Annotated in this window: 8 protein-coding genes; 4 read left to right on the top strand and 4 right to left on the bottom strand. The window is 40.5% G+C overall.

Going from position 1 to position 14,629, the window contains the following annotated elements:
* The first annotated feature begins 250 nt into the window (after positions 1 to 250).
* Positions 251 to 2,596 (top strand): glycoside hydrolase family 127 protein, encoded by a 2,346-nt coding sequence (locus DV942_RS05890; RefSeq protein WP_145856042.1) that lies wholly within the window; start codon positions 251 to 253, stop codon positions 2,594 to 2,596.
* Between the two features lie 845 nt (positions 2,597 to 3,441).
* On the opposite strand, the gene DV942_RS05885 is transcribed toward DV942_RS05890, so the two are convergent.
* From DV942_RS05885 to DV942_RS05870, 4 genes are all read right to left on the bottom strand, one after another.
* A complete protein-coding gene (locus tag DV942_RS05885) occupies positions 3,442 to 4,377 on the bottom strand; it encodes a glycoside hydrolase family 43 protein (protein WP_145856040.1) in 936 nt (311 codons plus the stop codon).
* An 80-nt stretch (positions 4,378 to 4,457) separates the two neighbouring features.
* Positions 4,458 to 5,996 (bottom strand): alpha-N-arabinofuranosidase, encoded by a 1,539-nt coding sequence (locus DV942_RS05880; RefSeq protein ID WP_145856038.1) that lies wholly within the window; start codon positions 5,994 to 5,996, stop codon positions 4,458 to 4,460.
* 16 nt (positions 5,997 to 6,012) lie between these two features.
* Positions 6,013 to 8,016, bottom strand: a complete 2,004-nt coding sequence (locus tag DV942_RS05875) for an alpha-L-arabinofuranosidase C-terminal domain-containing protein (protein ID WP_145856036.1) — start codon at positions 8,014 to 8,016, stop codon at positions 6,013 to 6,015.
* Positions 8,017 to 8,743: 727 nt separating this feature from the next.
* A complete protein-coding gene (locus DV942_RS05870; RefSeq protein ID WP_145856034.1) occupies positions 8,744 to 9,202 on the bottom strand; it encodes a type I restriction enzyme HsdR N-terminal domain-containing protein in 459 nt (152 codons plus the stop codon).
* Between the two features lie 275 nt (positions 9,203 to 9,477).
* Here DV942_RS05870 and holA point away from each other — a divergent pair, with 275 nt between their 5' ends.
* The 3 genes from holA (at position 9,478) to DV942_RS23760 (ending at position 13,599) form a co-directional block, all read left to right on the top strand.
* On the top strand, positions 9,478 to 10,497 hold the full coding sequence (gene holA / locus DV942_RS05865) for a DNA polymerase III subunit delta (protein WP_145856032.1): 1,020 nt from the start codon (positions 9,478 to 9,480) through the stop codon (positions 10,495 to 10,497).
* Positions 10,498 to 10,823: 326 nt separating this feature from the next.
* A complete protein-coding gene (locus DV942_RS05860; protein ID WP_145856030.1) occupies positions 10,824 to 11,558 on the top strand; it encodes a hypothetical protein in 735 nt (244 codons plus the stop codon).
* 7 nt (positions 11,559 to 11,565) lie between these two features.
* Positions 11,566 to 13,599, top strand: a complete 2,034-nt coding sequence (locus tag DV942_RS23760) for a plastocyanin/azurin family copper-binding protein (protein ID WP_145856028.1) — start codon at positions 11,566 to 11,568, stop codon at positions 13,597 to 13,599.
* The last annotated feature ends 1,030 nt before the right edge of the window (positions 13,600 to 14,629 follow it).

The raw sequence follows: 14,629 nt of genomic DNA, 5'->3' as shown, positions 1-14,629 counted from the left end.
TGTCTTTAAGACGTTTATTTTAACCAAATTTTATAAATACTGCTTTTGGACGGTATAATCCGCTAGCCAATGGTTTACTAAACCTTTAATTTTATGAGCAATCAATTATACCAGGCCGTTTTTTATCCTGGGTTTAATCATCAATAGAAGGCACGTAAAACAGATTATTTTATCGCCAAAGGTTATTAACGGTCTACCAAAACTTTACCCACTACGATCAATCATCTTTGTTATGAAGAAGTTTTTAAAAATGAAAAAAATAATTACCGCCGTTTTGTTATCCGCTTTATGCGGAACTGTTTTTGGGCAAACTGTCTTGCAGCCATTTAGTTTAACGGAAGTCCGCCTGCTTGATGGGCCTTTTAAACAGGCACAGGAAACTGATAAAAAGTATATGCTATCGCTGGATGCAGATCGGCTTTTGGCGCCCTATTTAAGAGAAGCAGGGTTAAAACCTAAAGCTGAATCCTACGGTAATTGGGAAAACACAGGTTTAGACGGGCATATCGGCGGACATTACCTATCGGCCCTTTCGTTGATGTATGCTGCTACCGGCGATGCAAAGGTGAAGGAGCGGATAGATTATATGATTACCGAGTTGGACAAATGCCAGCGTCAAAATGGTGATGGTTATCTTGCCGGAATCCCCGGAGGTAAGGAAATCTGGAAAGAGATTAAAGCCGGTAACATCAGATCATCCAGTTTTTCGCTCAATGGAAAATGGGTACCCTTGTACAATATTCATAAAATTTATGCAGGCCTGTACGATGCCTATGCAGTTGCCGGCAATGCAAAAGCGAAGCAAATGCTGATCAAATTAACAGATTGGTGCGTAGATCTGGTTTCCAATTTGTCCGATCAACAGGTACAGGAATTATTAAAGAGCGAACATGGTGGATTAAATGAAGCTTTTGCCCATGTTTATGCAATAACAGGCGATAAAAAGTATCTTCAATTGGCCAAACGGTTTTCAGATCAATCTCTTCTCAATCCACTTTTAAAAAATACCGATGCCTTAAATGGCTTACATGCCAATACACAGATTCCGAAAGTAATTGGTTTTGAGCAGATTGCGCTGTTGGATAAAAATCCGGCCTGGGCTGATGCCGCTGCTTTCTTTTGGAAAACAGTAGTCGATCGCAGAACAGTAGCCATCGGAGGAAATAGCGTTAGAGAGCATTTTCATCCTGCAAATGATTTTTCTTCGATGACAGAATCGCGGGAGGGACCTGAAACCTGCAATTCTTACAACATGTTGAAGTTGACTAAGCAACTGTTTCTTGCAGATCCTTCAAACACTTATCTCGATTATTATGAACGTACACTGTATAATCATATTCTTTCATCGCAAAGGCCGGAAGGTGGTTTTGTATATTTTACGCCGATGCGTCCAGGGCATTACCGTACCTATTCGAATCCGCAGGAAAGTTTCTGGTGCTGTGTAGGTTCGGGATTGGAAAACCATGGCAAATATGGGGAACTGATTTATGCACACCGTGCGAATGATGTATTTGTGAATCTTTTTATCCCTTCAACCCTAAACTGGAAAGAAAAAGGTATTCAGCTTACACAGCAAACGCTTTTTCCAGATGCAGAGAAAACAACGATCAAACTTCAGCTAAAGCAAAAACAGCGTTTTGCCTTACATTTCCGTCAGCCTTCCTGGGTAGGACAAGGGAAATTGGTTGTAATGGTAAACGGAAAAAAGGCAATGGCTAAAAGTGAAGCAAATGGTTATGCCAGTATCGATCGCACCTGGAGTACGGGCGATGTAGTTGATATAGCCTTACCGATGCGTACCTCAACAGAATTTATGCCTGATGGTTCTGATTGGGTTGCCTTTCTGCGTGGACCAATTGTACTTGCTGCAGAGATGGATACTTTGAATCAACCTAATTTAACCGCTGATGGCAGCCGGATGGGACATATTGCCTCCGGTGCTTTATTGCCGATTAGTGATGCGCCCCTGGTTACCGGGCCGAAAAATACGCTTGCTGATGAAATTACGCTGACCGATAAAAAAACTTTAACCTTTAGTGCCCGTAATGCGGTCTATCAGCCCAGATACAAATCCTTAAAATTGGTTCCTTTTTACACCCTTGCCGAAAAGCGTTATGTCGTTTACTTTCCTTACAGCAGTGAACAGGCTTTGCCGGAACGTGCAAAGGCGATTAAACTGGCCGAAGAAGAAAAGATGAAGATTGAACAGCAAACAGTTGATCTGGTTAATCCTGGTGAACAACAACCAGAATCTGATCATAATTTTAAAGGTGAACAAACGGATAACGGAACCTACCAGGAAAGGCATTTTAGAAATGGGAAAGCATGGTTTAGTTATATGCTTAAAAACAAAGATTTATCTGGAAATAAGCTGAGTTTAACTTATTTTGGAAAAGAAAAGGATAAAAGCTTCGCTATCCTGATCAATGGAGTTAAAATTGAAAATGTAAAGTTAGATGGAAGTAAGGGAGCTGTTTTTTACACCCAGCAATATCAGATTCCAAAAGCGCTATTGAAAGCAGACTTAGAAGTGAAATTTGTTGCCGATCAGGGATCAGCGATTGCCAATATTTATGAAGTCAGGTTGGTGAAGTAAATTTTCACTCCCGTGGTCTGTGCCCTCACAGACCACGGATTAAGATTAAATCTAATTCTTACAATTTGATCTAAAGATCTCTCTACTTCGCATTGCTCGGTCGGACGACATTCTTGTTCCATGTTCTGTATCCTCACAGACCACTGGCATTTTCAAATGCGATTGTTCATCCTGAGCACTAATTTGTTATATAAAATAAATATGAGTGACAGGATTTAAAGGAATAAATTACCTCCAATGATCGTCATTGCAATAATGGTTTTTCTTTAACTTGTTCCATGGTCTGTGTCCTCACAGACCACGGATCAGATCAGATCTAATCTTATAATCTGATCCAAAGACCTCTCCACTTCGCATTGCTCCGGTCGAGAGTACGACATTCTTGTTCCATGTTCTGTATCCTCACAGACCACTGGCATTTTCAAATGCGATTTTTCATCCTGAGCACTAATTTGTTATATAAAATAAATATGAGTGACAGGATTTAAAGAAATAAATTAACTCCAATGATCGTAATTGCAATAATGGTTTTTCTTTTAAATTCAGTGAATGGTAACTTTTTTCAGGATCTATGAGGAAGGTTTTTGAAGCGAATTGCACCAACGATAAAATCTTCTGTCGTAGCTAATCAGAAAGCTGCACCGTAAAATAAGTTCAGCATGGTGCTTGATGGAGATTTATCTTAATGGTCTGTGCGGACACAGACCATGGAATGTTGATTTAAATGGTATGTACTATTCCGTGGTTTGTGTCCTCGCAGCTCACTAGCGCTATTTAAATGCAATCGTCCTCCTGAACATGGTTCAGGATCTTGTTGGAGAAATTTTATACTGCTTTAGCCTTATTTATTGCCTTAATAAGACTTCCAGTTCTTTTTCTTTAATGGTTAATATGGTGCCATGCCTTAAGCCTTTTGGCAGGGAGATCTGGTCTGAAACATCAGTCCAGTTTTTTAAATCTGCAGATTCTATCGCCCCATATTTATGGTCGACGTACTTATCGAAATACACCAACCACTTATCGCCGATTTTTAAGGTGGTTGGGCCTTCAGCCCAGTAATTGCCGGTAATCGGATTTCCTGCTTGGCTATACGGACCGGTCAACTGATCGGCATACGCTATTTTAATGTTTTTTTGGACAGGTTGGCGGGTTTCATCTTTTAAAAACATGATAAACCTTTTACCATCTTTTACTATAGTGGCATCAATTACGTTAAATCCCGGATCGTAAAGCAACTTGGTCTCCGAATAAGTTTTGAAATCTTTTGTCGTAACGTAATAAATTCTGTGGTTATATCCGTTTTCCTCCGTTGAGGCCGTTTCATTAAACTTATTTTTAATGGTTGTAGCCCAATAAATCATATAGGTTTTGGTCGCGCTATCATAGGTGATTTCAGGAGCCCAGGTATTTCTGGCACCATCTTCTTTACGCATTACAGGTATAAACTGTTGTTCGCTCCAGCTAATGAGGTCTTTCGAACTGGCATAACCAATTCCTTTATCATTCCAGCTCACCGTCCAGACCATATGGAATAGGCCGTCGGCGCCTCGTATAATACAAGGATCTCTCATCAGCTTATCTTGGCTTACTGTTGGGGTTAAGAATGATTGATCATTCTTCAGTGCTGTCCATTTGTAGGCATCGTTACTATAAGCAAGGTGCAAGCCATCCTGGCCATTATCTTTAAAATAAGCAAAAAGGTATGGCCCTTTTTCAGATTGCGCCTCAGCATTTAAACATGCTGATATCAACCATACAAAAAGGCATCCTAGTTTTTTCATGATTTTTAATTTATTTAACAACGATCGCATGCCGTTCAAAAACTTCACTTCAGGCAGAAAATTTGATCTTTCTTATAAAATTATTTCAATTCCAGAACCACAACAGATTGCGCCGGTAACTCTACTTTTAGTGAATTACCCGATTTTTTGGCGCCTGTAAATTTAGCATTATGTACTTTGTTCAAATCGTTAAAAGTGTTTACGTCAGTAAGTTTAGCAGAGGTTAAAATCTGCCCGGTAACCGAATTCCATTTCAAACCATCTAACACCGTACTGATTGCAATTTTTTTATTTGGATCTAAATTAACCAACGAAATATGGATCGCGCCGCTGGCATCCTGCGAAGCAGAAACATTCAGCGCTGGTATTTTTTGGTCTCCTACTACATAATCAGGGCTGGTAAAAGCAATTGGTAAATATTTGGCATCCTGGTGTACCTTGTAAAGATCAAAAACATGATAAGTAGGGGTGAGGATCATTTTATCTTTCTCGGTTAAGATTAAAGCCTGTAGAACATTCACAGTTTGGGCCAGATTAGCCATTTTAACACGATCAGAATGGTTATTGAAGATATTTAAGGTAGTGCCTGCAATTAAAGCATCGCGTAAACTATTCTGTTGATACAGGAAACCAGGATTGGTTCCGGGCTCCACATCAGTCCATATTCCCCATTCATCAACCACCAAAGCAACTTTCTTTTTAGGATCGTATTTATCCATTATTGCAGCGTGCTTGCTTACCAGTTCTCCCATGTGCAGGCAATTTTTCATGGTCGAAAAGTATTGAGCTTCATCAAACTTAGTGGCAGACCCTTTTGCGTTCCAATTTCCGGTTGGAAGCGTATAATAATGCAAGGTTAATCCCCACATTTGGTCGCCAATATTTTTCATACAGGTTTCAGTCCAGTTATAATCTCCCGCATTAGCGCCACTGGCAATTCTTTTTAACGGAGCGCCCGGATAATTGCGGGCATAGGTGGCATATCTACGGTACAAATCAGAATAATAGGCCGGTGTCATGTTGCCTCCACATCCCCAGCTTTCGTTACCAACCCCCCAAAACGAAACTTTCCATGGTTTTTCTCTTCCATTTTGGCTGCGGATGGCTGTCATCGGGCTTACGCCGTCAAAATTTAGGTATTCAACCCATTTAGCCATTTCCTCAACGGTTCCGCTGCCCACATTCCCGGCAATATACGGTTCACAATCAAGCATCTGGCAAAGGTCTAAAAACTCGTGTGTACCAAAGCTATTGTCTTCAGTTACGCCGCCCCAGTTGGTGTTGACCATTTTCGGGCGCTGGTTTCTGGGACCAATGCCATCTCTCCAGTGGTATTCATCAGCAAAACAACCACCGGGCCAGCGCAGGTTCGGAACTTTTATTTTTTTTAATGCCTCTACAATGTCTAATCTTATTCTACCTTTATTTGGAATGGTCGAATTTTCATCTACCCAAAAACCATCGTAAATACAACGGCCCAGATGTTCTGAAAAATGGCCATAAATGTGTTTGCTCACTACTTGGTCGCCTGCAGGTTTAATGGTGAGCTGGGTTTCGTTTTGGGCTTGTGCTAAAATAGAACTACAGAATAAAGCCGCAGATAATACAAATTTTTTCATGTTGATCTCGTTAAATCTATGTGGTAAATGGAATTTTGATGACGTTAAAAGAATAAGGTTTTAACGAAATATTTAATTTCTTGCCTTTTAGGTTAATCGTGCTTTTTTTCGGACTTACCGCTTCAGGATTTTCGAATGAGTTAACCTGTTTAAGGTTGCTGTTTGCTATTTCCTCATTGGTGCCCTTGCTTTTTAATTTCAATTTTCCTTCAAGGTCGAAATCGATCTGCTGCGGTTGATTAGCGTTATTGGCAATTTTAATGATGAGTTCTTTTTTTACCTGATCGGTTACGGCAGAAGCGTAAAGTCCATCCTGTCCGATAATGTTTTTATTATCAAGTGTAATCGAAACCACATCCGTTCCCTTGTTGGTAGAAAACTGTTTCTGAACATAATAATCTGGTGTGCCATACGATTTTAAATTATCTACCCAGATCATATCCGGCGCCCATTGCCAGGCGTCGATATTCGCAAAAAGTGGTGCGTATGAAGCCATCTGAACCACATCGGCATTACGTTCCAGGCCGGTCATTAACGAAGCCGAAGCCAATGCACTTTCCCAATTATTTCTATTGCTGCCTTCAATTTTACTATCGGCGTGCACCGCATATTCACCCACAAAAACTTTCGAGCCGTTGCGCGGGTAATTGTCATACCGGCCTGCATTTTTTAAGAACCAATCAGCCGGACGGTAATAATGTTCATCTATAAAATCAGCATGATTATTTCTTAATGTGGTGTTAAGCAGGTTAAAACGGTCGCCTTCCGGATCCGTTCCGGAGCTGTTAATGATTTTAAAATCAGGGTATTTTGCTTTGATGGCTTTGGTAAAAATTGCAAGTCTTTCTAAATACTGCGGACCCCAGTTCTCATTTCCCACACCCATCATTTTTAGGTTAAAGGGTTTTGGATGACCTAAATCAGCACGCATTTTGCCCCATTTGGTTGTTACATCGCCATTGGCAAATTCAATCAGGTCTAAAGCATCCTGTACATAAGGATCCAGTTCATCAAGCGAAGCAACTTCAGCAGAGTTGAACTGGCAGGCCATACCGCAATTTAATATCGGCAGGGCATCTGAGCCGATATCTTCAGCCAGTTGGAAATACTCAAAAAAGCCCAGGCCAAAACTTTGAAAATAATCTGGTGCGGCACGGTAAGGAAACTCGGTATTCCAGCGGTTGATAATCAGCTGTCTGTTTTCAATCGGGCCAATGGTTTTTTTCCACTGGTAACGGTTTGCCAGGTCGGTGCCTTCTACGATACAGCCGCCCGGAAAGCGGATAAAACCAGGTTTCATATCGGCCAATAACTGCACCATATCTGCCCTTAATCCCTGCGGACGGTTTTTCCAGGTATCGCCTGGGAAAAGACTGATCATATCCACGTCAATATTTCCATTTCCCTGAAACAGAATGGAAAATTTAGCTTTAGGATCGGCTTCAGTAGCGATAAAACTTGCTGATTGTTTTTTCCAGTCGTTTCCTGTTTGATCAGGAGTCAAAGTGCCTTGTCCGATGATTTTATTGTTCGCATCTTTTAACATCAGTACCAGTTTAACCCCTGGAGTTAACTGGCGGTACATCAATGAAAAATCATAACGCAATCCTTTTTTAACGCCGATACCTTTAAATCCTTCGTTTATAAGTTCAAAATCGTCAGTTTGTTTTTTTACCTGTAAATATCTGGGGTTGGCGGTATTTACCTCTTTGCGGTTTACCACCAATATTTCTCCTTCCTTTGGATTTTTACGCTGGATGCTCCAGCCCATCAGCGGTTTTGTAAATTCGAAAGAGCGGTTTTTAATCAGTTCGGCATAAATACCACCGTCGGCACCAAAGTTAATATCCTCAAAAAACACACCCCACATATTAGGTTGCACTTTAGCAATAGGCTGGTCTGTTTTAACTTTAATTACTTTTGCAGTTTGTGCCTGCGCTGTTGTTGTGTATCCAGCTCCGATGGCAGCGTAAGCTATACATGCAGAGAAAATACTTTTTATTGGGTAATTTAATTTCATACGGTTTTATATCTGGAAGATTCTAAAAGTAAAAGTAAAATATTTAACATAATAAACGTTATATGTACATTTATTTTTTTCTTCTGTTGGTGTTTTATTTATTAATTCTACAATCGGCGCATTGAAGAATATAATTTAAACAGCAAAAACTGATATGGTAAAAGCATTTAATTTTTTTATCAGGTATGGGAACACAAAAAGTTAAATTCTGCCAATCAGGTGAGCTTATCATGTGGAGTATTCCTGATTTGGTTCTTGTTTGGTATTTGGAAATGAGCATACAGTAGTTCTTGGCGGTCTGCAGCCCCGCTTTCCATTACAAGTCCTCGCTACGCTCCGGGCTTTCCATTGCATCCAATAGCCATCGGATCGGGTTCAGGAACAAAGGTTTTTTGCATATTCCAGCTTAAAAAATGAATAATATTTTTGCCATATAGCCCCGCTTGCAGCGATACCCCGCAGCAACGAGGTACGAGGCAGCGAAGCGTATAGCGGAAAACGGGAAGAAATTTAGTGTTTTGCATTAACCCTGCGCTCCCTATAATAAAAATACTTTTACGATAATCAATTGTATTCGCGAAGCACGAAATGGAATATTTAAAGTGATCTGTGAAAACATAGAGCACGTGATCAGGAAGAATCTTATTTGCAGATTTAGCTACAGCATTACGATTCCCAGTCATGCTGGGAATGACGGATTTTATTCTCCAGTTTTTAACAATTTGAACTACAACTTCAAATAATCCGGCATTTCTTCTACAAAGTTAAAGCTGCCTTTCTCCAGATCCATTTTGGCGTAAACATGCTGCAGACCATTGGTTAACACGATCCATTTCGCCTGATGTATCGAATTGTACCGCGAGGCCTGATCAAAAACCGATGGGGTAATTTTTACTTTTGGTGCCTTACATTCAATCAGCATCAGTTTTTCGCCGGCAGTATTGTAGACTAAAATATCGCTTCGCTTTTGCAGTTGGTTTAAGATCAAACCACCTTCAATCTGGATCAAAGTACGCGGAAATTTCTTTTCCAGGATCAAACTTTGAATAAAATGCTGACGCACCCATTCCTCGGGTGTAAGCACCAGGTGTTTCTTCCTCAACTCATCGAAAATAAAAACCACATCATCTTTTTTGGTTATTTTAAATGGATAAGGTGGCAGGTTAAGCGGAGTAGGAGTGAACATTTCAGTTGGCAGTTTTCGGTTTGCAGTTTTCAGTTGGCAGTTCGCAATTGTCAGTTTGCAATTAACAATACAACAATTTATCAATTTGAAGCCTCAAAGTTAATTAATTCTGAATGATGCTAAAGCAGTCTCCTGCTTAATGTCTCAAATCTCGTGTCTCAAATCTCATATCTACTTTTTCAAATCCAGTCTCAAATCTCACATCTAACCTCTCACATCTCTTAATTTAAAAACATTTACCAAATCCTTAAACCTAAATTGTAATTTTACAGGCAATGACTGCTGCCGAAATTATTAAAGATATCAAAGCCCGAAAGTTCAAACCTGTGTATTTATTGCATGGTGAAGAATCTTACTATATCGATCAAATAACGGATTATATTGAAGATAAGCTGCTGAACGATGCCGAAAAAGGCTTCAACCAAACGGTTTTGTACGGGAAAGATACCGATATGGCAACGGTTTTGGGAGCTGCAAAGCGTTATCCCATGATGTCTGAGTATCAGGTCGTAATTGTTAAAGAAGCGCAGGATTTAAAGTGGGGTAAGGAAGACAGTTCTAAAGAGGGCGAATTCGTACTCAATTATTTTGAAAAACCACTACCGAGTACCATTTTAGTGCTGGCTTATAAATATGCCAATTTCGATAAGCGTAAAAAAATCTACAAAGCCATCAATAAAAGCGGACTGATTTTTCAGTCTGATCCTGTTCGCGATTATAAACTGGTACCCTGGATTGAAGAATTTGTTAAAGAGAAAGGGTATAAGATCGATCAGCAGGCATCGGCGCTAATGGCTGAGTATTTAGGTACAGATCTTTCCAAAATTGCCAACGAGATCGAAAAGCTGATGCTCAATGTTTCGAAGGAAGTAACCATCAATACCGATCTGGTTCAGAAAAACATCGGCATTAGTAAAGAATATAATGTTTTCGAATTACAGAAAGCCCTGGCCATCCGCGATGTGTTAAAATGTAATAAAATCATCAATTACTTCGCCAGCAATCCTAAAGCAAACCCAACTGTAATGGTTTTGGCCAATTTAGGTGGTTATTTTACCAAGCTCCTCAAATATCATTATATCCCCAATAAAGCCGATGCGGCATCCGCGTTGGGCGTGCCTCCGTTTTTTATCAAAGATTATGAGGTAGCAGCAAGAAATTACAATACAGGGAAAGTTTTCCAGGTAATCAGCTTACTTCGCGAATACGATTTAAAAAGCAAAGGCTTGGATAGTACCGGGAATGTTGATGATGGTGAACTCTTAAAAGAACTGGTGTTTAAGATTGTTCATTAATTAAACTTTCAAAAATTACAGCGCATCTTTCTGCCCTCAATCCTGGTAATTGACCTTGCTTTTTCGGCTAAATGTGAAATGATGAGCTTGTCCTCACATAAAAGCAAAACAAACGGATCAGTAGGTTAAATCTATACGTTTAGTAAAAGGTTTTATTATTCTACCACCTGATTATGCTATCGTTTGTCTGATTAAAATTTAACTTTATCTGGTTGTAAATTAACTAATTGTATGCTTTATGGGCGATTGTTTTTGTAAACTGATCTGCTAATGATATATTTGTTATGCAACCGATTGTTTTGTTGTACTTTAACCAAATCAAAATTATGATCTACAAACGAGTGATGTGCTGCCTGGCACTCTTGACCAGCTGCGCAGCTTATTCTATGGCCCAAAACGCCAACCCTTATATCATCAATGCAACAACTAAACCATATTTATTGCGAAGCTTCCTGATGTTTGAAGGCAAAAAACGTACTCACGTGATTTCTGTAGGTACTCCAGAAAAGGTAAACTATGCTTACGATTTAAAACAGGGCGCTTTGCTGGAAGTATGGCGTGGAGATTTTATAGATGCCAGAGAAATGTGGGAAGATAGGGGAGAACCTCAACTGGCTAAACCTCTGGGTACCGTTTTACCACTTTCTGCGGCACCGACTCTTGCGATATTGGCAGATAAAGACGCGGCCTGGCCAGATTCCATCGCATTTGACGATCTGCAAACCCAGGGTTATGTTTTAGATAAAAGCAAAATGCCTGCATTTTTATATACGGCTAACGGTGCCGATATAACTGATAAAATAGCCGTTTTAGATGGCGGCGCAGGACTTAGCCGCACCATTAGCATTAGCAATGGCAAGCAGCCGCTTTATTGTCGTATTGCGGCTGGGGCAAATATAGAATCGCATAAAAACAACAGTTATGTGGTTGGCGATAAAGCTTATACCATCAAAGTAGCTGATGGTGCAAAAGCTTTCATCAGGAAAACCCAAAGTGGCAAAGAACTGCTGGTACAACTGGCCAATACTGCCGATTCGTTAACCTATTCCATCACCTGGTAATCAAAACATGAAAAAATCAACATACTTATTGTCTCTTTTGTTGCTGGGCACTGGTCTGGTGACGTTAAAAGCACAAACACAACCACAAACAGAAAAACAGATTTATCCCATCGTAACCGTTCCCATTCCAAAAGAAATTGCACTTGAAGTGGGTGGAATGACTTTCTTACCTAACGATGAGCTGGTAGTAGCTACCCGTAAAGGTGAAGTTTGGATGATCACCAATCCGTATATGAAAGACGGACAACAGCCCAAATATCGTTTATTTGCGCATGGCATGCACGAAATATTGGGCTTAAATTACATCAAAGGAGATATTTACCTTACCCAACGCGCTGAAATTACGAGGCTACGCGATCTGGATGGTGATGGCGAAGCCGATGAATACCGCACCATGTATTCCTGGCCTTTATCGGGCAATTACCACGAATATGCTTATGGTCCGATATTGGATAAAGATGGCAACATGGTGGTTACATTGAACCTGGGTTGGATCGGTTACGGCGCCAGTTTATCTAAATGGCATGGCTGGATGCTCAAATTTACACCCGATTTTAAGTTAAAACCTTTTGCAGCCGGTTTCCGCTCGCCTGCAGCAATGGCGCTGAATAACGACGGAGAAATATTTTATGCCGAAAATCAGGGCGACTGGGTAGGCTCGGGCAGCATTACCCACGTAGAAGAAGGCGATTTTGTAGGTAATCCTGCCGGCTTAATATGGTCAAATGAGCCTGGCTCACCAGTTAAGCTTCACAAAAAGGATATTCCTGATACCGGAAAACCTGAATTCGAGGTGGCCAAAAGAGTACCTGGGCTTAAAACACCTTCGGTATGGATTCCGCATTCTATTATGGGTAACTCCACATCGGGTATTCTTAACTATACCAATAATGGGAATATGGGGCCTTTTAAAGGGCAGCTTTTTGTGGGCGACCAATCGCAGAGTAATATCAACAGGGTATTTTTAGAGAAAGTTAAAGGCGTGTATCAAGGTGTGGTATTTCCATTCCGCCGGGGATTTTCTTCAGGGATCCTCCGGATGAACTGGGGATCGGACGGCAGTATGCTGGTGGGGATGACTTCAAGAGGATGGTCATCGACAGGCAAAGCCGAGTACGGGCTGCAGCGTTTAACCTGGTCGGGTATTATGCCATTCGAGGTGCAAACGGTAAAGGCCCAGCCCGATGGTTTCGAACTGGAGTTTACCATGCCGGTTGATGAAAAAACTGCGCGCGATGCCGGTGCTTATCAACTTTCTACTTTTATTTATAAATACCACCACATTTATGGTAGTCCGGTAATTAATCAATCGGCACGTAGCATCAAAGCGATAGTGGTTTCTCCTGATCATAAAAAGGTACGGTTGGTGTTGGATAGTTTGAAAGAGGGGTATATCCACGAAATCAAAATGGAAGGATTGCGGGCTGAAAATGGCAGTATTCCTTTGTTGCACAATTACGGATATTATACAGTGAAAAAAATTCCGGATGGCGAAAAGCTGGCACTAACTGCAGAAAATAAACCTACAGGCAATGCACAGGCAGCACACCATATGGAAGGGATGGAGCATCACCAAATGGGCAATATACCTGCAGCGGGTGGCGCAGTTAAAGGCAATACCGATGTGACAAAACACGTTACGCAACAGCCCGAAGCCTGGACTAAGGGACCTGAAGAAACCATTATACTGGGTACCAAGCCAGGTTTGAAATTCGACCTCACCAATATTACTCTTAAGGCTGGTACCAAAGTAAAACTAACCTTTAAAAATGTGGATGATATGTTGCACAATTTCGTGCTCACTATGCCAGCATCGGGTAATGCAGTAGGAGAAATGGCTTTGAAAATGGGCCTTGATGGTGAAAAGTCTGATTTTGTTCCGGCAACACCTAAGGTATTGGTTTATACGTCTTTGTTACAGCCCGGAAAATCGGATACGATTTATTTTATTGTGCCTAACAAACCTGGTGTATATCCTTTTATTTGTACCTATCCGGGCCATTATATGGTGATGAAAGGGCAGATTAAGGTGGTGAAATAATATTCGGGTTTAACCAATTTAATTTTAAGCAGATTGGGTGCTGATTTAGCGCTTAATCTGCTTTTTTAAGTTCTCCAATTATCGCTTTGGCACTAAGCCCCCTCGAGAGATTGTCATTGTAAGAAGTCTTTTTCAGCCAACGGCCTGTCCCTACTTTCGGGCAAGCAATCTTTACAGCAAGTATCACCATTGTAATTCTACATTAGCAAGAAAGATTGCTTCGTCGTTCCTCCTTGCAATGACGACTTTTTTCGAGTCTGTCGCAACTATTGACGTTATTTTATAATTAATTGTTAATGAGTAGATTTTAGTATCATGCATTTCCGTATAGCTAGGCCATAGCACCGTATCACCGTTCTACTTAAAACCGGCCTAATAAATTTTTCGGGCTGCACTGTTCTAGCCATAACACTGTCTTTGAAAGAAAACGGCGAAGCCCTCATGAATGCAGCTGAAAGTTATAAACAACAAATGAATAAATTTTCAGCCGGCATTTTATTAATGGTTGTTGTCTATTGTTTTATTTGTATTAATGAGCTCGGCAATGCCTCGGTTTTGTTACTTTTTGATGTCAAAAAGTAAGAGCCTTTCGGCGGCGGCGAGCCGAGTCAAGACTGAGCTGTATGGCATAAAAAATCTGTTACGTCATTTATATTGATTTTTATAAAATAAATTATCCCATTCTGTTCGTAGAGTTAAGTATAGCATCTCCTACGGATACAAGAATAAAATTGAGTTTAACATTCAACTAAAACGAGTCACAGACTCTTTCTATTATTAATATGTAGAGCCCTTCGGAACGCTATGGACAGACACGAACAATTGCATTTATGATGCCCATACCTACAATTACGAAGCTCTTTTTTTGCCCGCTTCACCATAATTTTTTATATTAGGTTAATCAAAAGCGATGATAACCCAAATCAATCTGTCTGATTAAAAATCTCCAGGAAAAATATTCCAAAGTCCACCTTTACGCCACCTTTACCCCACGTTTTAGCCACCTTTCGCCCAGGCTTGCCTTACACCT

The sequence above is a fragment of the Pedobacter suwonensis genome (genome assembly GCF_007833675.1).
GTDB lineage: Bacteria > Bacteroidota > Bacteroidia > Sphingobacteriales > Sphingobacteriaceae > Pedobacter > Pedobacter suwonensis.
This window is presented reverse-complemented; position numbering and strand designations above follow the sequence as displayed.